The sequence below is a fragment of the Kocuria rosea subsp. polaris genome (genome assembly GCF_001483755.1).
Taxonomy (GTDB): Bacteria; Actinomycetota; Actinomycetes; order Actinomycetales; family Micrococcaceae; genus Kocuria; species Kocuria cellulosilytica.
In genome coordinates, this window is record NZ_LQBK01000042.1 from 52,442 (window position 1) to 70,191 (window position 17,750).

Annotated in this window: 13 protein-coding genes; 8 read left to right on the top strand and 5 right to left on the bottom strand. The window is 75.8% G+C overall.

What is annotated here, in order from left to right:
* Positions 1 to 109 precede the first annotated feature (109 nt).
* On the bottom strand, positions 110 to 1,216 hold the full coding sequence (locus tag AVL61_RS16735; RefSeq protein WP_058875464.1) for an ABC transporter permease: 1,107 nt from the start codon (positions 1,214 to 1,216) through the stop codon (positions 110 to 112).
* A 256-nt stretch (positions 1,217 to 1,472) separates the two neighbouring features.
* Between AVL61_RS16735 and AVL61_RS16740 the strand changes: the two genes are divergently transcribed.
* Positions 1,473 to 2,786, top strand: a complete 1,314-nt coding sequence (locus AVL61_RS16740) for a sensor histidine kinase (RefSeq protein ID WP_058875465.1) — start codon at positions 1,473 to 1,475, stop codon at positions 2,784 to 2,786.
* Entirely contained in the window at positions 2,783 to 3,415 is a 633-nt protein-coding gene (locus AVL61_RS16745) for a response regulator transcription factor (RefSeq protein ID WP_058875466.1), read from the top strand. Before AVL61_RS16740 ends, AVL61_RS16745 begins: the two co-directional genes overlap by 4 nt.
* 86 nt (positions 3,416 to 3,501) lie before the next feature.
* On the opposite strand, the gene AVL61_RS16750 is transcribed toward AVL61_RS16745, so the two are convergent.
* A complete protein-coding gene (locus tag AVL61_RS16750; protein WP_082697264.1) occupies positions 3,502 to 5,454 on the bottom strand; it encodes an ABC transporter ATP-binding protein in 1,953 nt (650 codons plus the stop codon).
* A 73-nt stretch (positions 5,455 to 5,527) separates the two neighbouring features.
* On the opposite strand from AVL61_RS16750, the gene AVL61_RS16755 reads away from it, so the two are divergent.
* Entirely contained in the window at positions 5,528 to 6,022 is a 495-nt protein-coding gene (locus tag AVL61_RS16755; RefSeq protein ID WP_058875467.1) for a MarR family winged helix-turn-helix transcriptional regulator, read from the top strand.
* Between the two features lie 57 nt (positions 6,023 to 6,079).
* Here AVL61_RS16755 and ald read toward each other — a convergent pair whose 3' ends face one another.
* Together ald and AVL61_RS16765 are read right to left on the bottom strand one after the other, a co-directional pair.
* A complete protein-coding gene (gene ald, locus AVL61_RS16760; RefSeq protein ID WP_058875468.1) occupies positions 6,080 to 7,174 on the bottom strand; it encodes an alanine dehydrogenase in 1,095 nt (364 codons plus the stop codon).
* Positions 7,175 to 7,247: 73 nt separating this feature from the next.
* A complete protein-coding gene (locus tag AVL61_RS16765) occupies positions 7,248 to 8,249 on the bottom strand; it encodes a D-2-hydroxyacid dehydrogenase (protein WP_058875469.1) in 1,002 nt (333 codons plus the stop codon).
* A 63-nt stretch (positions 8,250 to 8,312) separates the two neighbouring features.
* On the opposite strand from AVL61_RS16765, the gene AVL61_RS16770 reads away from it, so the two are divergent.
* The 5 genes from AVL61_RS16770 (at position 8,313) to AVL61_RS16790 (ending at position 16,727) form a co-directional block, all read left to right on the top strand.
* Positions 8,313 to 9,584, top strand: a complete 1,272-nt coding sequence (locus AVL61_RS16770) for an aspartate aminotransferase family protein (protein WP_058875470.1) — start codon at positions 8,313 to 8,315, stop codon at positions 9,582 to 9,584.
* Positions 9,581 to 12,619, top strand: a complete 3,039-nt coding sequence (locus AVL61_RS16775; RefSeq protein ID WP_082697265.1) for an FAD-binding and (Fe-S)-binding domain-containing protein — start codon at positions 9,581 to 9,583, stop codon at positions 12,617 to 12,619. Before AVL61_RS16770 ends, AVL61_RS16775 begins: the two co-directional genes overlap by 4 nt.
* Positions 12,616 to 14,121 carry an NAD-dependent succinate-semialdehyde dehydrogenase gene (locus tag AVL61_RS16780; RefSeq protein ID WP_082697266.1) on the top strand — a complete coding sequence of 502 codons (1,506 nt, stop codon included), beginning with the start codon at positions 12,616 to 12,618 and terminating at the stop codon, positions 14,119 to 14,121. Before AVL61_RS16775 ends, AVL61_RS16780 begins: the two co-directional genes overlap by 4 nt.
* Before the next feature lie 79 nt (positions 14,122 to 14,200).
* Entirely contained in the window at positions 14,201 to 15,430 is a 1,230-nt protein-coding gene (locus AVL61_RS16785; protein ID WP_157571490.1) for a M24 family metallopeptidase, read from the top strand.
* A gap of 4 nt (positions 15,431 to 15,434) precedes the next feature.
* Positions 15,435 to 16,727, top strand: coding sequence for an aminotransferase-like domain-containing protein (locus AVL61_RS16790; protein WP_231738467.1), 1,293 nt, complete (start codon positions 15,435 to 15,437; stop codon positions 16,725 to 16,727).
* Positions 16,728 to 16,770: 43 nt separating this feature from the next.
* On the opposite strand, the gene AVL61_RS16795 is transcribed toward AVL61_RS16790, so the two are convergent.
* A complete protein-coding gene (locus AVL61_RS16795) occupies positions 16,771 to 17,718 on the bottom strand; it encodes a helix-turn-helix transcriptional regulator (RefSeq protein WP_157571483.1) in 948 nt (315 codons plus the stop codon).
* Positions 17,719 to 17,750 lie beyond the last annotated feature (32 nt).

Consider the following 17,750-nt stretch of genomic DNA (forward strand, 5'->3'; position numbering starts at 1 on the left):
GTCACGGTGGAAGTCACGGCGGATGTCACGGCGGAGGTGACCGGCGACGTTGCCGGGGCCGGGGTGGTGCGGAACGGCGTGGTCCTGCGGGAGTGGTCAGCGCGCATGGTCAGTTGCCTCCGAGGGCGAGCAGGGGATCGACGGACGAGACGCGGCGGGTGGCGAGCAGGGCCCCGGCCGTGCCCAGGACGAACACGCCCAGGACCGGGACCAGGACAGTGGCGGGAGTCAGCGCGAACGGGACCGCGGTCCCGGCGGCGAGTCCGCCGGCCAGTCCCCCGAGGCCGCCGGCGAGGACGCCCAGCAGGAGGACCGCGGCGGCCTGGGCCAGGGCGTCCCGCAGCACGTAGCCGCGCGAGGAGCCCAGCGCCCGCAGGACGGCGATGTCGCGGGTGCGCTGGATCGTCCAGACGGTCAGGAACGACACCACGACCAGGGCGGAGATCCCGTAGAGGAAGGCCTGCATCATCAGCAGCGAGCCCCGCTCCGAGCGATAGGCCGGCAGGGCCGCCAGGGCGCCGCGGGCGTCGGTGGACACGGTGCCGGCGGCCTCGTCGGCCGCCGCCACGGCCCCCTCGGGGAGTCCGGCGCCGGCGGGCACGGCCAGGGCGGTGGCCCCGGCCCCCTCGCCGAGGTGGGCGATCCCGGGGAAGTCGGTCATCGACGTCCACACCACGGGCACGTGGCTGTAGTGCTCGTCCGCGGCGATGCCGGCGACGGTCAGCTCCGTCGAGGACAGCCGGACGACGTCCCCCACGGACAGCCCCAGGTCCCCGGCCACGGTCTCGCTGAGCACGGCGCGCCCGGGAGCCGGGCGCGCCGATCCCGCGAGGGTCCCGAGCGCGGGGACCAGTGCCGTGTCCTCCTCCAGTCCGACGACGGCGACACCGGCCGCCCCGCCGCCGGCGGTCCCGGCCCGGCTCTGCGCCACGCCGAGACGCTCGACGACCGCGGCCCCGGCGGCGTCCTCCCAGATCCGCAGCTGCTCCTCCGTGATCCCGGACTCCGGGAAGGACGGCTGCCCCGATCCGTCCGCCGGGGCGCCGAACACGATGCGGCCGGCGTCGAGACGGTCCAGGGCGGACGTGCTCTGGCGGCCCAGGCCGTCGGTCAGCCCGGTGAGCAGGACGAGCAGGAGGGTGATGAGGGCGACGACCCCGCCGACGAGGGCGAACCGCCCTCGGGCGAAGACGAGGTCCCTGGCGGACAGGTACATGGGATGGCTCCTGGGGTGTGGTGGCGGTAGCTGTTCTTCCGTCCTCCAGCCTGGCGGGGGCGGGCCGCCCGCGGATCGGCCGCCCGGTCGGTCCTGCGGCGCCGTCGGACGGACCCGCCGATCCATCGAACGGTTGATCCGGGGGCGCCGCCGCGCGCATAGCATGGCCAGGTCTGCTGCGGACGCCCGTGCCGCCGTGGAGCCGGGCGGTGCCGGCCGCGTCCGGGCGGACCGCGACCGTGCGAGAGGAGATCCGGTGGACGACGCCTCGACGCCCGCCGTGCTGCGCGCCCTGCGGGTCACGCTGCACGTGGGCTTCGCGGGCCTGCTGGCGCCGGCCCTGCTGCGCGTCGTCCTCGGGGCGCACACCGCGCACCCGGCTCCCGGCGACGTGCTGCCGGTGCTGTGCCTGGGTCTCGCCCTGGCCGGGGTCTACCTGGCCGGAACGCTGTGGGAGAGCCGCTTCGCCCGAGGACGGACGAGCAGGGACCCACGGCCGCTGGCCCGGCCCTGGCTGGGCCTGGTCACCGTGCTGTGGAGCCTCCTGACCCCGTACAGCCCGGACTTCTCCTGGGTGGTCTTCCCGCTCTTCTTCGTGTACCTGGTCCTGCTGCCCCGCACCGCGGCCCTGGTCAGCATCGCCGTGCTGACCACGGTGGTGGTCCTGGCCCAGCACCTCCACGCGGACCCCGGCGGCTTCACCCCGGCCATGGTGGCGGGACCGGCGATCGGGGCGGTGTCCGCCGTCGTCGTGGGGCACGCCTACCGGGCGCTGTACCGCGACGCGGAGCACCACCGGCGCACCGTCCGGGAGCTGGAGGCCGCCCGCGCGGAGCTCGCCCGCCAGGAGCGCGAGGCCGGCCGGGCCGGGGAGCGCGAGCGGCTGGCCCGGGAGATCCACGACACCCTCGCCCAGGGCCTGTCCTCGATCGTGCTGATGTCCCGGGCCGCGCAGCACTCCCTGGAGCGGCAGGACGCGCCGCTCGCCCAGGAGCGCCTCGGCGTCATCGAGGCCACCGCCGCGGAGAACCTGGCCGAGGCCCGCCGCTTCGTGCGCGACCTCGGCGCCCCGGCGCTGGACGCCGACCTGCCCGCCGCCCTGCAGGAGCTGTGCACGCACACCGCCGAGCGCGCCCGGGCCGCCGGCCAGGACCTGCAGTGCAGGTTCCGCCGCGAGGGACCGCTCCCCGCGGTGCCGCAGGCCCACCGGACGGTGCTGCTGCGCGCGGCGCAGTCCTCGCTGGCCAACGTGGTGGCCCACGCCCGGGCCCGGACCGCCGTGGTCACCCTCGCCGGTTGGGCGGACGCCGTCTCGCTGGACGTCTTCGACGACGGCGACGGGTTCTCCCCCGCGTCGCTCCCGCCCGCCGGCGAGGACCACGGCTTCGGCCTGGCCCAGCTGCGGGCCCGTGTCCAGGAGCTGGGGGGAACGCTGAGCGTGGAGTCCGGTCCCGGCGCCGGGACCGTGGTGGGGGTCCGCCTGCCCCTGGCCCCGACCTCCGCGCCGGGCCTCGGCCCCGCCGCGGATCCGGGAGCCGGCGGGGCCCGGACCCTCCGGGCGGCACCGTGAACGCCCCGCCCCTCCGCGTGCTGCTGGTCGACGACCACCCCGTGGTGCGCGCCGGCCTCCGGGCCCTGCTGGAGGGCGCCGGCGGCATCACCGTGGCGGCCGAGGCCGGCGACGGGCAGGAGGCGCTGCGGGCGCTCGCCGAGGCGGACCCGGTGGTGGACGTGGTCGTCATGGACCTGCAGATGGGGCCCGGCATGGACGGGATCGAGGCCACCCGGCGGATCACGGCGCGCAACGGGCCCCCGGTGCTGGTCCTGACCACCTACGACACGCAGGCGGACATCCTGGCGGCCATGGCCGCCGGCGCCACCGGCTACCTGCTCAAGGACGCGCCGTCGGACACCGTCCGGCAGGCGGTGCAGGCCGCCGCCGCCGGCCGGCCCGTGCTCTCCCCGGCCGTGACCGCGCACCTGGTGCAGCGGGTCGCCGCACCGGCCACCGCCCTGACCGCCCGGGAGATCGAGATCCTGCAGCGCCTGGCCACCGGCGCCACCAACCGGCAGCTCGCCCGGGCGCTGTTCATCTCCGAGGCCACGGTCAAGACCCACCTGGTGCACATCTACGCCAAGCTCGGCGTCGACAACCGCACCCAGGCGGTCGACCGGGCCCGGACCGAGCACCTCATCTGACGGGTGGGCGGCCCGAGCGCGCCGGGCGACCCGCCCGAGCACGGGAGCCGGCGGCCGTGCGTCCCCACGGGTCAGCGGGTGCCGGGTCAGCGGGTGGCGGGCCCGCCGGCCGGTGCGGCGGTGGCGCGGTCCGGCCCCGTGCGGGCGGCCAGCAGCGCGAACGGGCCACCGGCCCCGCGCAGCTCCCGCGGGGCGCCCCGCTCGACGACGCGGCCTCCGGCGAGGACCACCACCTGGTCGGCGTTCTCGACCGTGGAGAGCCGGTGGGCGATGGTCAGGGTGGTGCGGTCCGCGGCGAGCCGGTCGAGGGCCTCCTGGACCTGCGCCTCGGTGGTGTTGTCCAGGGCGCTGGTGGCCTCGTCGAGGACCAGCACGGGCGGATTGCGCAGCACGGTCCGCGCGATGGCCAGGCGCTGCTGCTCCCCGCCGGAGAAGCGGTGCCCCCGGGCGCCGACCAGGGTGTCCAGCCCGTCCGGCAGCCCGGCGACGGTGTCGGCGATGCGCGCGGCGCCCAGGGCGCGCCACAGCTCCGCCTCGGAGGCGTCCGGGTCGGCGAGCAGCAGGTTCTCGCGCACCGTGGCGTGGACCAGGTAGGTCTCCTGGGAGACGACGCCCACGATCCGCGCGAGGTCCGCCGGGTCGAGCTCGCGCACGTCGACCCCGTCGATGCTCACCCGTCCTTCGGTGACGTCGTTGAGCCGCGGCAGCAGGGAGCCGAGGGTGCTCTTGCCCGAGCCGGTGGGACCGACGACCGCCGTGGTGGTGCCCGCCGGCAGCACCAGGTCGATGCCGTGCAGGACGTCGGGCCCGTCGTCGTAGGCGTGGCGCACGCCCTCGAACCGGACCTCGCCGCGCACGCCGGCCGGATCCAGCCGGACGGGGGCGGCGGGCGGGACGATCTGCGGCTCCAGGTCGAGGTACTCGAAGATCCGGCTGAAGAAGGCCAGCGCGGTCACCCACTGCACGCCGATGTTCAGCAGGCCCATCACGGGCCGGAAGACGGCGCCCTGCAGCGCGGTGAACGCCACCACGGTGCCGATGGTCATCCCGCCGCCGGTGGCCGGGAACCCGGCGGCCAGGTAGATCACGGCGGGGATGGCGGCGAAGACGATCTGCATGGTGGCCATCCGCCAGCGCCCGGCCAGCTGGCTGCGCAGCTCCAGGCCCACGAGCCGGTCGGAGCGCTCGGTGAAGCGGTCCGCGTCCCGCCCGGTGGTGCCCAGGGTCTTGGCGAGCCGGACCCCGGAGACGGACAGGCCCTCCTCGACCTGGGTGTGCAGCGCGGCGAGCTCGCGCTGCCGCTCGTCGGTGACGTCCCGGCGGATCAGCGCCACGCGGCGGGACAGCCAGATCGCCGGCGGCAGCACCAGCAGGGAGATGAGGCTCATCGCCGGGGACAGCACCACCATGGCCACGGCCGTCGCCACGGCGGTCGTGAGGTTGGAGGCCACCCCCGTGGCGGAGCTGGTGACCACGGACTGCATCCCGGCGATGTCGTGCGTGAGCCGCGACTGCACCTCCCCGCCCCGGGTCCGGGTGAAGAACCCCAGGGACTGGGCCTGCAGGTGGGTGAAGAGCTGCACGCGCAGTGCGTGCATGACCCGCTGCCCCATCGCGGTGGCCAGCCAGGTCTGGACCACGCCGATCACGGAGGTCACCGCCGCGACCCCCACCATCGAGGCCGTCAGCGCCAGCAGCAGCCGGGTGTCGCCGTGCGGCAGGGCGTCGTCGATGACGCCCCGGACCAGGAACGGCTGGGCGAGGTTGACGACCGAGGACGCGGTGATGAGCACGACGACGAGCGCGATCGTCCTCCGGTGCGGGGCGAACAGCGCCGCGATCCTGCGCGGGCCGACGGGGTGTCGGGCGAGCTGCTCCCGGTCCGCGGGGTCCAGGCGGGCGGGGCGCCCGCCCCCGCCGCCGGTGCCTCCGGTGATGCCGCTGCCGGCACCCGGTGGACCGGCGAGTCCTGCGGCCGGGGTGTCCCCGCCGCCGTGCGCCGGGGCGCGCACGCGCCCGGCGCGGTGGGTCAGGGTCATGGGGACCTCCTCGGGACGTATCAAGGAGGTTACCTCTCTATGAGGCAACCTGCAATGAGGCTAGGATGGCTCCATGCCGCACGACGATCCGGATCCGGCCCGCCTGGGCGACCTGCTGCACGCCGTCTTCCGCCGGCTGCGCCGCCGGTGGGCCGAGCAGCTGGCCCCCTTCGGGCTGACCCCGCACCAGTTCCGGGCGCTCGACGCCCTGGCCGGGCACGCCGGGGCGCACCGGGACGACCGGGCCGGGACCTGCCGGCACGGCGACGGGCCCGGCGCCCTGCGCGTGAAGGACCTCGCCGACGCCCTGCGCATCGCCCCGCGGTCGGCCACCGAGGTGGTGGACCTGCTCGAGGGAAAGGGGCTCGTGGAGCGGGTGCCGGACCCCTCGGACCGGCGCGCCACGCTGGTGGCCCTCACCGCGCGCGGGGCCGAGCTGCGCGGGACGGTGCGGGAGGACCGGCGCCGGGAGTCCGAGGAGTACTTCGCCCGTCTGGACCCGGCGGACCGGATCGAGCTGGAACGGCTGCTCCGCCTGCTCGCCGCGGATCCCCCGGCCACGAACTGAACCGTGGACCGGGCCACGGGCTGAGCCGCGGAGCGGCCCGGTCGGGACCGGGCCGGCTCAGCCCAGCTGCGCCGGCAGGTCCGCGAAGGCCTCCGCCACCCCGGCGTGCCGGATGCTCCCGGCGGCCGTGTTGAGCCCGGCGGCGAACTCCGGGTCGTCGGCCAGGGCCTGCTCCGGGCCCCGTGCGAGGCGCCGGAGATAGGGCGTGGTGGCGTTGGCGAGGGCGCGGGTCGCGGTGCGCGGCACCGCGCCGGGCATGTTCGCCACGCAGTAGTGGGTGATGCCGTCCACCTCGAACGTCGGGTCGTCGTAGGTGGTCGGGTGGGAGGTCTCGAAGCACCCGCCCTGGTCGATGGCGACGTCCACGAGCAGCGCGTGGTCGTGCAGGACCCCGAGGTGCTCGCGGCGCACGAGCTTGGGCGCGGCCGCCCCCGGGACGAGGACGGCCCCGATCACGACGTCCGCGCCGGAGATCTCCTCCTCCAGCACGTGCTCGTCGCTCATGAGCACGCGGGCCCGGTGCCCGAGCAGGTCGGTGAGCTCGCGGATCCGCACGCCGTTGGCGTCCAGCACCGTGACGTCGGCCATCAGCCCGGAGGCCATGAGGGCGGCCTGGGTGCCCACGGCCCCGCCGCCGATCACCACGACCCTGGCCGCGGCGACGCCGGGGACCCCGCCCATCAGCAGACCGGGGCCGCCGGCGTTGGACTGCAGGTGGTGGGCGGCGGACTGCGCGGCGAGCCGGCCGGCGATCTCGGACATGGGCTGGAGCAGGGGCAGCGCGCGGCCGGAGCGCACGGTCTCGAAGGCCACGGCGGTGGTCCCGGCCTCGAGCAGCGCCTCGGTCAGCGGCCGGTCGGCGGCCAGGTGCAGGTAGGCGAAGAGCGTGAGGTCGGGGCGCAGGAAGCCGTACTCCTCGGCCACCGGCTCCTTCACCTTGACCAGCAGCTCCGCCCGCTCCCACGCGGCGGACCGGTCGACCACCTCGGCCCCCGCGGCGGCGTAGGCGTCGTCGTCGAAACCCGAGCCCGCCCCCGCGCCGGTCTCCACGAGGACCTCGTGGCCGTCCCGCACGAGCTGGGTCACCCCGGCGGGCACGAGGCCCACCCGCTGCTCGGCCGGCTTGATCTCTCTGGGAACTGCTACGCGCATGGTCTGCGCTCTCCTCTCGTCGTGGCGCTGCGCCCCCGGGGCCCGCGGCGCCCTCGCCGCGGGCCCCGCCCCGTCACGGGGAGCGGACGTAGCCGGCGCCCTTGTCGACCTGGTTGAGCAGCGGCTCCCCGGCCGTCCAGCGCCGGAGGTTCGCCTCGAACTGGGCGGCGAGCTCGTCCCGCCACCCCTCCACGTCCCCGCACATGTGCGCGGAGACGTGCACATTGTCCATGTCCCAGAACGGGTGACCGGGCGGGAGGGGCTCCGTGTCGAAGACGTCCAGGGTCGCCGCGGCGGGACGTCCCGCCCGGAGGGCCTCCCGCAGGGCGTCCTCGTCCACCAGTGCGCCGCGGGCCACGTTCACGAGGTGCGCGTGCGGGGCCATCGCCGCGAGCACCCGGGGGCCCACGAGCCCGCGCGTCTGCTCGGTCAGGGGCGCGGCCAGCACCACGTGGTCGGCCCACCCCACGTGCTCGGCGAGGTCCGCGGCGGGGACCACGGTCCCGAGGTCGGGGTCTCCCGCCCGGGCCGTGCGCCCGGCGCCGCGGACGTCCATCCCCACGGCCCGCAGCAGGCGGGCGGTCTCGCGGCCGATCCCCCCGGTGCCCACCACGAGGGCCGTGGCGCCCCGGGTGCGCCGCAGCTCGCGGTGCACCCACCGGTGCTCGTGCTGCAGGGCCCGGCTGCGGTGCAGCTGCTTGTCCTGGGCGAGGACCGCGGCGAGGACGAACTCCGCGATGGGGCGGTCGAAGACCCCGTGGGCGTTGGTCAGCAGGACCTCGGAGGTCCGCAGCCCCGGGAACAGCATGGCGTCCACGCCGGCCGCCGCGACGTGCACCCAGCGCAGTCCCGCCGCGGCGTCCCACGCCTCGGCGAGCGCGTCCGAGAAGAAGTCCCAGAGGAGCAGCACCTCCGCCGGGCGCCGCCCGCCGCTCCCCGCGAGGGCCTCGGCGAGCCCCTCGCGCGTCACCACGGTGACGTCGGCGAGCTCCCGGAGGGCGGCCTCGTTGGCGGGCGGTGGTGTGCCGTCGGCGGTCAGCACGACGACACGGGGAGGCTCGCGCACGGTGCTCATGCGGCCACCCTACGGGCCGGTCCGATTGTTGACAATCTCCGCGGGCTGTTCCCATGATGAGCCATGACCTCACTGAGCCCGCTCCTGAAACAGGCGACCCCGGTCGTCGTCGACTCCGCCCGGGGGTGCTGGATCCACGGCACCGACGGGCGGGACTACCTGGACTTCACCACCGGGATCGGGGTGACCAGCACGGGCCACTGCCACCCCCGGGTGGTCGAGGCGGCCCGGGAGCAGGTCGGGCGGGTCATCCACGCCCAGTACACGACTGTGATGCACCCGCCGCTGCTCGAGCTCACCGACAAGCTCGGCGAGGTCCTGCCCCCGGGGCTGGACTCCGTGTTCTACGCCAACTCGGGCTCCGAGGCGGTCGAGGCCTCCGTGCGGCTGGCCCGGATGGCCACGGGCCGGCCCAACATCGTGGTCTTCCAGGGCGGCTTCCACGGCCGCACGGTGGCCGCGGCGACCCTCACCACCGCGGGCACGCGGTTCTCCGCCGGGTTCTCCCCGCTGATGGGCGGGGTGCACATGGCCCCGTTCCCCTACGCCCACCGCTACGGGTGGGACGAGCGCACGGCCGTGGACTTCGCCCTGCGCGAGCTGGACTACCTGCTGATGACCCGGACGGCGCCCCAGGACACCGCGGCCTTCCTCATCGAGCCCGTGCTCGGCGACGGCGGCTACCTGCCCACCCCGCCGGCCTTCCTCGAAGGGCTCCGGGAGCGGGCGGACCGGCACGGGATCCTGCTGGTCCTGGACGAGGTGCAGGCGGGGGTGGGCCGGACCGGGCGCTTCTGGGGCCACCAGTTCGCGGACGTGGTCCCGGACGTGCTGATCACGGCGAAGGGCCTCGCCTCGGGCTTCCCGATCTCCGCGATCGCGGCGCCGACCGCGCTCATGGAGCGGGGCTGGCCCGGCTCGCAGGGCGGGACCTACGGGGGCAACGCCGTGGCCGCCGCGGCGGGCTGCGCCACCCTGGACGTGGTGCGGGACGAGGGCCTCGTGGAGAACGCGCGGCTGCGCGGGGACCAGCTGCAGGCCGGGCTGCTGCCCCTGCAGCAGCGGCACCCCGGGATCAGCGACGTCCGGGGCCGCGGGCTGATGCAGGGCATCGAGTTCGCGAAGGAGGACGGCTCCCCCGACGCCGCCGCCGCCCTGGCCGTGCAGCAGACCACCACCCGCCACGGGCTGCTCACCCTGACCTGCGGGCCGGCGGGCAACGTGGTCCGCCTGATCCCCGCCCTGGTGGTCTCCGAGGAGGAGATCCGCACGGGCCTCGAGCGCTTCGAGGCGGCCCTGGCCGAGGCCCTCGTCGGGGCGGCGGCGAGCGCATGAGCACCGCCGCCCTGCCCTTCCCGGTCCGCCGAGCCGGGCCGGGGGGCGCGCCGCCCGCTCCGGGGACCCCGGACGACGGCGAGCTGGGCCGGCGCCTGCGCGCGGCCGGCCTCGACGCCGACACCGGCTCCCGCCGGCTCGCGGAGTACGCCTACGACGCGTCCAACTACCGGGTGCGCCCCCGGGCGGTGGTCTTCCCCCGCTCCGCGGCGGACGTGGCCGCGGCGCTGTCCGTGTGCCGGGACCTGGACGTGCCGGTGACCAGCCGGGGCGGGGGCACCTCGATGGCCGGCAACGCCGTGGGCCCGGGGCTCGTCCTCGACCTCTCCCGGCACCTGCGCCGGATCGGCACCGTGGACGAGGACGCCCTGACCGTGGACGTCGAGGCCGGCGCGGTGCTCTCCGTGCTCGCCCGCGAGGTGGAGCGGCGCACGGACGGGCGGCGCACGTTCGCCCCGGACCCGTCCTCGCGCACCCGCGCCACGGTGGGCGGGTCGGTCGGCAACGACGCCTGCGGCAACCACTCGGTGCGCTACGGGCGCACGAGCGACCACACCGTGGAGCTCGACCTCGTCACCGCCGACGGCGCCCTGCTCACCGCCGGGCCCGGCGGGCTGCGGGCCACCGATCCGGCGGACGAGGTCTCCGCCCGGCGGGCCGGTGAGCTCGCCGGGGCCCTGCAGGAGGTGGCCGCCGCCCACCTGGCCGAGCTGCGCGTGGAACTGGGCCGGATCCCGCGGCAGGTCTCCGGCTACCACCTCCAGCACCTGCTGCCCGAGCGCGGCTTCGACGTCGCCCGCGCCCTCGTGGGCTCGGAGGGCACGCTCGCCGTGGTGGTGGGGGCCCGCATGCGTCTGGTGCCCCGTCCCCGCAGCGCGCTGCTGCTGTGCCTCGGCTACGAGGACGTGGTCGCGGCGGCCCGGGACGTGCCGATCCTGCTCGAGGAGGAGCCGGCGGCGGTCGAGGGGATCGACGACAAGATCGTCGCCACGATGCGGTGGCGCCGGGGCGCGGACGCGGTCGCGGCGATGCCCCGGGGCGGCGCGTGGCTCTACGTGGACCTCGACGGGGACGATGCCGCCGAGGTGGCCCAGCGCGCCGAGGCCCTGCTCGAGCGGCTGCTGCGCGAGGGCCACGCCCTCGACGGCCGGACCGTGCCGGACCCGGTCGAGCGGACCTCCCTGTGGCGGGTGCGCGAGGACGGGGCGGGGCTCTCCTCGCGCCTGGCCCCGGACGCCGCCCTGGAGCGCAGCGAGTCCTGGCCCGGCTGGGAGGACTCCGCCGTGGCCCCCGAGCGGCTCGCCGGCTACCTGGCCGAGCTCCGGGCCCTGCTCGGGGAGCACGGCCTCGACGGCGTGGTCTACGGCCACTTCGGCGCCGGGTGCCTGCACATCCGGATCACCTACGACCTGCGCTCCGAGGAGGGGCGGGCCGTGTTCCGCGCCTTCACGCAGGACGCCGCGCGGCTCGTCGTCGCCCACGGCGGGTCCCTCTCCGGGGAGCACGGGGACGGCCGCGCCCGCTCGGAGCTGCTGGGCCTCATGTACTCCCCGCGCGTGCTGGGCGCCTTCGCCGCCGTGAAGCGGGCCTGGGACCCGCACGGGCTGCTCAACCCCGGCGTGCTCGTCGACCCGGCCGCGCTCACCGCGGACCTCGCCCTCGAGGGCGTGCCGCAGCGGCAGTGGCGGACCTCCTTCCCGCTCGGGGAGCTGCGCGCCGGGGAGGACCGCCAGGACCCCTTCGTGCACGCCGTGCAGGGGTGCATCGGGGTGGGCCGCTGCCGCGCGGACACGGGCGGGGTCATGTGCCCCAGCTACCGGGCCACCCTGGACGAGCGGGACTCCACGCGCGGGCGGGCCCGCGTGCTCCAGGAGATGGTCCGCTCGGCCCCCGACCAGGAGACGGGGTGGCGGTCCCGGGACGTGCGCGAGGTCCTCGACCTGTGCCTGTCCTGCAAGGCGTGCGCCACCGACTGCCCGGCCGGCGTGGACATGGCCACGTACAAGTCCGAGTTCTTCGACCACTTCTACCGGGGGCGGCTGCGGCCCTTCAGCCACTACAGCCTCGGCCGGCTGCCCCGCTGGCTCGGGCTCACCGGCCGGTTCGCCCGGCTGCTCAACGCGGCGCTGCGCGACCGCCCCGCCACCCGTCCCCTGCTGCGGGCAGGGATGCGGGCGGCAGGGCTGGCCCCCGAGCGCCCGCTGCCGCGCTTCGCCGGGGCGGCCGACTGGATCCGCCAGGTCGCCGCCGCCGGGGTGGCCCGCCCGGGGGCGGGCACCGGCGAGACGGTCCTGTTCGTGGACAGCTTCACCCGCGGCTTCCGGCCGGAGGTGGCCGGTGCCGCGGCCCGCGTCCTCGCCGGGTCCGGGCGCCCCGTCGAGTGCGCCCCCGACGCCTGCTGCGCGCTGACGTGGATCTCGACCGGCCAGCTCGGCACGGCGCAGAAGGTCCTGCGCCGCACGGTCGCGGCGCTCGACGACGGCTCCGCGCGCCCCGTCGTCGTCGTCGAGCCCTCCTGCGCGGCCGCCCTCCGCCACGACCTGCCCGGGCTCGTGCCCACGGACGCGGCACGCCGGGTGGCGGCCCGGGTGCGCAGCTTCGCCGAGCACGTCACCGAGCTCGCCCGGGACGGTGCGCTGCCCGCCCCCGGCACCCCGCTGCCCCCGTCCGTGGTGGTCCAGACCCACTGCCACGAGTACTCCGCCTTCGGCGCCGCGACCCAGCGCAGGGCGCTGGCCGCGGCCGGTGTCGGGGAGGTCCGGGAGGCCACCGGCTGCTGCGGGGTGGCCGGGAACTTCGGCTTCGAGGCCGCCCACTACGAGGTCAGCCTCGCCGTGGCCGAACAGGCCCTGGCCCCGGCCCTGCGGGAGACGGAGGACTCCGTGCCCGTGCTCACCGACGGGTTCTCGTGCCACGAGCAGGTCCGCCACCTGCGCCCCGACCGGCCCGGCCGGCACCTCGCCCAGCTCCTCGACCCGCGCCCCGCCGACCCTGCGGGCCCGCGCACCGATCCCGACCGGAAGGACACCCCGTGACCACCTCCGCCGCCCCCACCACCGCCTCCGCCGACGTCCTGCGCCGGTCCCGGGACGCCGTCGCCGGGGTCAGCACCGGGGTCTTCATCGACGGCGCCTGGACCGAGGCCGCCTCCGGCCGCCGCTTCGACGTGGTGGACCCCGCCACCGAGGAGGTCGTCGCCACGGTCGCGGACGGCGGCCCCGAGGACGCCGCCCGGGCGATCGAGGCCGCCGGGCGGGCCCAGAAGGAGTGGGGGCGGACCGCGCCCCGCGAGCGCGGGGAGATCCTGCGCCGCTCCTACGACCTGATCATGGCCCGCCAGGACGAGCTCGCGCTGGTGATGTCCACGGAGATGGGCAAGCCCCTGGCCGAGGCCCGCGGGGAGGTGGCCTACGCCGCCGAGTTCTTCCGCTGGTTCTCCGAGGAGGCCGTGCGGATCGGCGGGGACATGACCGTCTCGGGCGACGGCAGGACCCGGATCCTGGTGTCGAAGGAGCCCGTGGGGCCCTGCGTGCTGGTCACCCCGTGGAACTTCCCGCTGGCCATGGGCACCCGCAAGATCGGCCCGGCCGTCGCGGCCGGCTGCACGATGGTCTTCAAGCCCGCCAACCTCACCCCGCTGTCCTCCCTGGCGCTCGTGGACGTCCTCGTGGAGGCCGGCCTCCCGGCGGGGGTGCTCAACGTCGTGTGCACCTCGAAGGCCTCCTCCGTGGTCGGGCCCTGGATGTCCTCGGGGATCGCCCGCAAGGTCTCCTTCACGGGCTCCACCGAGGTGGGGGTCCGCCTGCTCGAGCAGGCCGCCCAGCACGTCATGCGCTCGTCCATGGAGCTGGGCGGCAACGCCCCCTTCATCGTGTTCGAGGACGCCGACCTCGACGTGGCGGTCGAGGCCGCGATGACCGCCAAGATGCGCAACATGGGCGAGGCCTGCACCGCGGCCAACCGCCTGTTCGTGCACCGCTCCGTGGCGGAGGAGTTCTCCGCCCGCCTCGCCGAGCGCATGGGCTCCCTCACCGTGGGCCACGGCGTGGCCGAGGGCACCCAGGTGGGCCCCCTCGTCGAGGAGAAGGCCCTGGCCAAGGTGGAGGAGCTCGTGGACGACGCCCTGACCCGCGGCGCGAGCGTGCTGTGCGGGGGCCGCCGGCCCGGTGGCCGGGGCTGGTTCTACGCGCCCACCGTCCTGTCCGGGGTCAGCCCCGAGTCCGATCTCATGTCCCAGGAGATCTTCGGGCCGGTGGCGCCCGTGGTGCCGTTCGACTCCGAGGAGCAGGTGCTCGGGTGGGCCAACGACACCCCGTGGGGGCTCGTGGGCTACCTCTTCACCCGCGACGTGGACCGCAGCTTCCGCGTGAGCGAGGCCCTCGAGGTCGGCATGGTGGGGGTCAACACGGGTCTGGTCTCCAACCCGGCGGCGCCCTTCGGCGGGGTCAAGGCCTCGGGCCTCGGGCGCGAGGGGGGCCGCGTGGGGATCGAGGAGTTCCTCGAGACGAAGTACACGGCGGTGCCCCGTGGCCGATGACACCGTGACCGATGCCGCTGCGACCGGTGCCGCCGTGACGGGCGGCCCCCTGACCGATGCTCCCGTGGCCGGCGGGGCCCTGCCCGACGGGCGCGAGGCCGGCGGGGCCCGGCCGGATCCGGAGGTCCGCCCCGCGCTGTTCCCCGACGATGAGTACGCCGCCCGGCTGCGCGCGGTGCGGGAGAAGATGACGGAGCAGGGGCTGAGCGGGCTCATCGTGACCGACCCCGGCAACATGTTCTACCTGACGGGCTACGACGCCTGGTCCTTCTACACCCCGCAGCTGCTGTTCGTGCCCGCGGAGGGCGAGCTGCTGCTGTTCCTGCGGGAGATGGACGCCAACGGCGCGTTCCGCACCGCCCGGCTGCACCCCGAGCAGATCGTCGGCTACCCCGAGCGCTACGTGCACCGGCCGCACCTGCACCCGTTCGACTGGGTGGCCTTCGCCCTGCGCCGCCGCGGCCAGGTCGCCCCGGCCGCCCGGGGCTGCGTGGGCCTGGAGATGGACTCCCACTTCTTCTCCCCCAAGGGCTACCGCTCGCTCGTCAACGCCCTCCCGGAGTGGACCCTCGTGGACGCCTTCGACCTCGTGAACTGGGTGCGCGTTGTGAAGTCCCCGGCGGAGATCCAGTACCTGCGCACGGCGGCCCGTGTCACCACGGCGGCGATGCAGGCCGCGATCGACGCGATCGAGCCCGGGGTCCCGCAGCACCGCGTCGCGGCGCAGATCTCCCGGGCCCAGGTCGAGGGGGTCGGCGACGCGTGGGGCGACTTCCCGGCCATGGTCCCCATGCTGCCCACCGGGGCCTCCGCCGACACCCCGCACCTCACGTGGTCGGACCGGGTGCTGCAGGAGGGCGACGCCGTGGTGGTGGAGCTCGCCGGGGTGCACCGGCGCTACCACGTGCCGCTGGCCCGCACGGTCATGCTCGGCCCGCCCACGGCCGAGCTGGGCCTGCTGGAGGAGGCCGTCGCCTCCGGGCTGGAGGCCGTGCTCGACGTCACCGCCGCCGGCGTCCCGGTGCGCGAGCTCGCGAGCACCTGGAACTGGGCGCTCGCGGAGTTCGGGCTCGAGAAGCCCAGCCGGCTCGGCTACTCCGTGGGCATCGGCTATCCCCCCGACTGGGGCGAGCGCACCATCAGCATCCGCTCGGAGGACGAGAGCGTGCTCGCCGAGAACATGACGTTCCACCTCATCTGCGGCATGTGGATGACCGGGTACGGCTACGAGGTCTCCGAGACGATCCGCATCACCGCCACCGGGACGGAGGCCCTGACCTCCTTCCCCCGCGCCCTCATCAGGAAGTGAGCCCATGACCACCACCGCCACGCCCCTCACCACCGTCGACAGCCTGCTCACCAAGCCCACCGCCGGCGTGGGCGGCGACCCCGACCGGGGCCTGCTGCCCCTGGCCCAGCGGGCCGACGGGCTCGTGGGCTCGGTCATCGACTCCTCGACGTCCCTGCTCGCCGCCCAGACCCACGACATCGTCCGCTTCGCGATGGGCGCCCCGGCCGCCGAGGTGATCCCCACGGAGGAGTTCCGGCGGATCGCCGCCGAGGTCCTCGACGACAGCTCGTTCACGTACGGGGCCACGGAGGGCGAGCCCGGCCTGCTGGAGACCGTCGTGGCCCACCACTCCACGACCCCGGAGCCGACCCGGCCCGAACGGCTCGTCATCACCTCCGGCGGCATGCAGGGCCTCGACCTCGCGTTCAAGCTCTTCGTGGACCCCGGGGACCTCGTGGTGGTCGAGTCCCCCACGTACACGAACGGCTCCGGGACCGCCCTGAGCTACGGCGCCGACGTCCTCGAGGTCCCCGTGGACCAGGACGGCCTGGACGTGGACGCGCTCGAGACGCTGGTCGCCGAGACCGGGCGCACCCCGCGGGCCGTCTACACGATCCCGAACTTCCAGAACCCCTCCGGCACCACGCTCAGCGAGCCGCGCCGGCGGCGCCTGCTGGAGCTGGCCCACCGGTGGGGGTCCGTGATCATCGACGACGACCCGTACGGGGGCCTGCGCTTCGCCGGCGAGGACGTCCCCGGCTTCCGGGAGATCAGCCCGGACGACCCGCTCGTCTTCTCGGTGCGGACCTTCTCCAAGGTCCTCGCCCCCGGCCTGCGCGTGGGCTGGGTGGACGCGGACCCGCGGCTGCGCAAGCTGCTGATCGCCGGCAAGCAGGCCATGGACACGTGCACGAACGTGCCCGCCCAGCACATCGTGGAGCGCTTCGTGCGCCAGGGCGGCTACGACGACCACCTGACCGGGCTGCGCACGGAGTACCGGCGGCGCAAGCAGGCCATGGACGCCTCGATCGCCCGCCACCTGGGCTCCCGGGTGGTCACGACCGACCCCGAGGGCGGGTTCTTCCTGTGGGTGACCCTGCAGGGCGAGGACGCGGCCGTGGCCACTCCCCGCCTGTTCGAGATCGCGCTCGCCGAGGGCGTCGCCTTCATCCCCGGCCCCGCGCTGTCCCCCTCGGGCCGGTTCCAGGACGCCTTCCGGCTGTGCTTCGCGTCCACGAGCCCCGAGCGCACGGAGGTGGGCGTGCAGCGCCTGGCCCGCGCCCTGGACCTCGCCCGGGCGGAGCTCGCGGGCTGAGCGGCGGGTCCCGCCACGGGCCGCGCCCCGGGGCCGGTGCGGCTCAGTGGTCGAGGGTGCGGCGCGGGGTGGTGCCGTAGAGCTGCCGGTAGTCCCGGGCGAAGCGGCCCGGGTGGCTGAAGCCCCAGCGGGCGGCGATCTCCTTCACGGTGTCCCCCGCCCCGGGGTCCCCGGCCGCCAGGTCGCGGTGGGCGGCGTCCAGCCGGATCCGCCGCAGGTACTGGGCGGGGGTCAGCCCCAGCGGGTGATTGGCCCGGAAGGCGCGCACGAGGGCGGCCGTGGTCGTCCCCGCCGCCCGGGCGGCGTCCTCGACGGTCACCGGGTCCGAGGCGCGGTCGTCGAGGAACTGCACCGCGAGGCGGTAGCGGCGCGCCTGGGCCTCCATGGACAGGCAGCGCTCGTCGGGGTCCCCCGTCAGCGGGAAGCACTCGAGCAGTCCCACCATGAACTGTCGGGTGAGCTCGGCGCGGACCAGCGGCTCGGCGAAGGCCCCCGAGGCCACGACACCGGCCCCGTAGCGGGCCAGGCCCGACCAGTACTGCCCCAGCCGGTCGCCCTCCGAGGTGGCGGCGGCGAAGGCGACCGGGGTCCTCGTCCCGTACACGGTGTCCGCGGTCTCCTGCACCAGCTCCACCGGCAGGTGGACCAGGGTGACGTCCACGTCCTGGGCCACCACCAGGGACGGGTGCTCGGGACGGAACAGCACGGAGGACCCGCCGGCGGCGGCCCCGGACTCGTCGCGGATCTGCCAGTCGTAGCGGGCGCCGCGCACGTGCGCGACCGTGAAGACCTCGGTGTCCCCCCAGAGGGACATCGCGCCGCCCACGTGCACCGTGGACACCGCGACCTGCTCGTCCCCGGCCCGGGACAGCGAGTACGAGAAGTGCGGGTCCTCGGTGCTGTACCCGAAGCGCATCCCGGTCCGCTCCCCCAGGGCGGCCAGGACCAGCGGGTCCGTGACCGTGAGCTCGTGCCGGAACACTCCGCTCATGAACCGACACCACCTTCCGCACAGGCCTCACC

Coding starts and splice junctions, on each gene's coding strand:
- AVL61_RS16735 (WP_058875464.1), bottom strand. CDS start 1,216: ATGTACCTGTCCGCCAGGGACCTCGTCTTCGCCCGAGGGCGGTTCGCC.
- AVL61_RS16750 (WP_082697264.1), bottom strand. CDS start 5,454: ATGACCCTGACCCACCGCGCCGGGCGCGTGCGCGCCCCGGCGCACGGC.
- AVL61_RS16755 (WP_058875467.1), top strand. CDS start 5,528: ATGCCGCACGACGATCCGGATCCGGCCCGCCTGGGCGACCTGCTGCAC.
- ald (WP_058875468.1), bottom strand. CDS start 7,174: ATGCGCGTAGCAGTTCCCAGAGAGATCAAGCCGGCCGAGCAGCGGGTG.
- AVL61_RS16765 (WP_058875469.1), bottom strand. CDS start 8,249: ATGAGCACCGTGCGCGAGCCTCCCCGTGTCGTCGTGCTGACCGCCGAC.
- AVL61_RS16770 (WP_058875470.1), top strand. CDS start 8,313: ATGACCTCACTGAGCCCGCTCCTGAAACAGGCGACCCCGGTCGTCGTC.
- AVL61_RS16775 (WP_082697265.1), top strand. CDS start 9,581: ATGAGCACCGCCGCCCTGCCCTTCCCGGTCCGCCGAGCCGGGCCGGGG.
- AVL61_RS16790 (WP_231738467.1), top strand. CDS start 15,435: ATGACCACCACCGCCACGCCCCTCACCACCGTCGACAGCCTGCTCACC.
- AVL61_RS16795 (WP_157571483.1), bottom strand. CDS start 17,718: ATGAGCGGAGTGTTCCGGCACGAGCTCACGGTCACGGACCCGCTGGTC.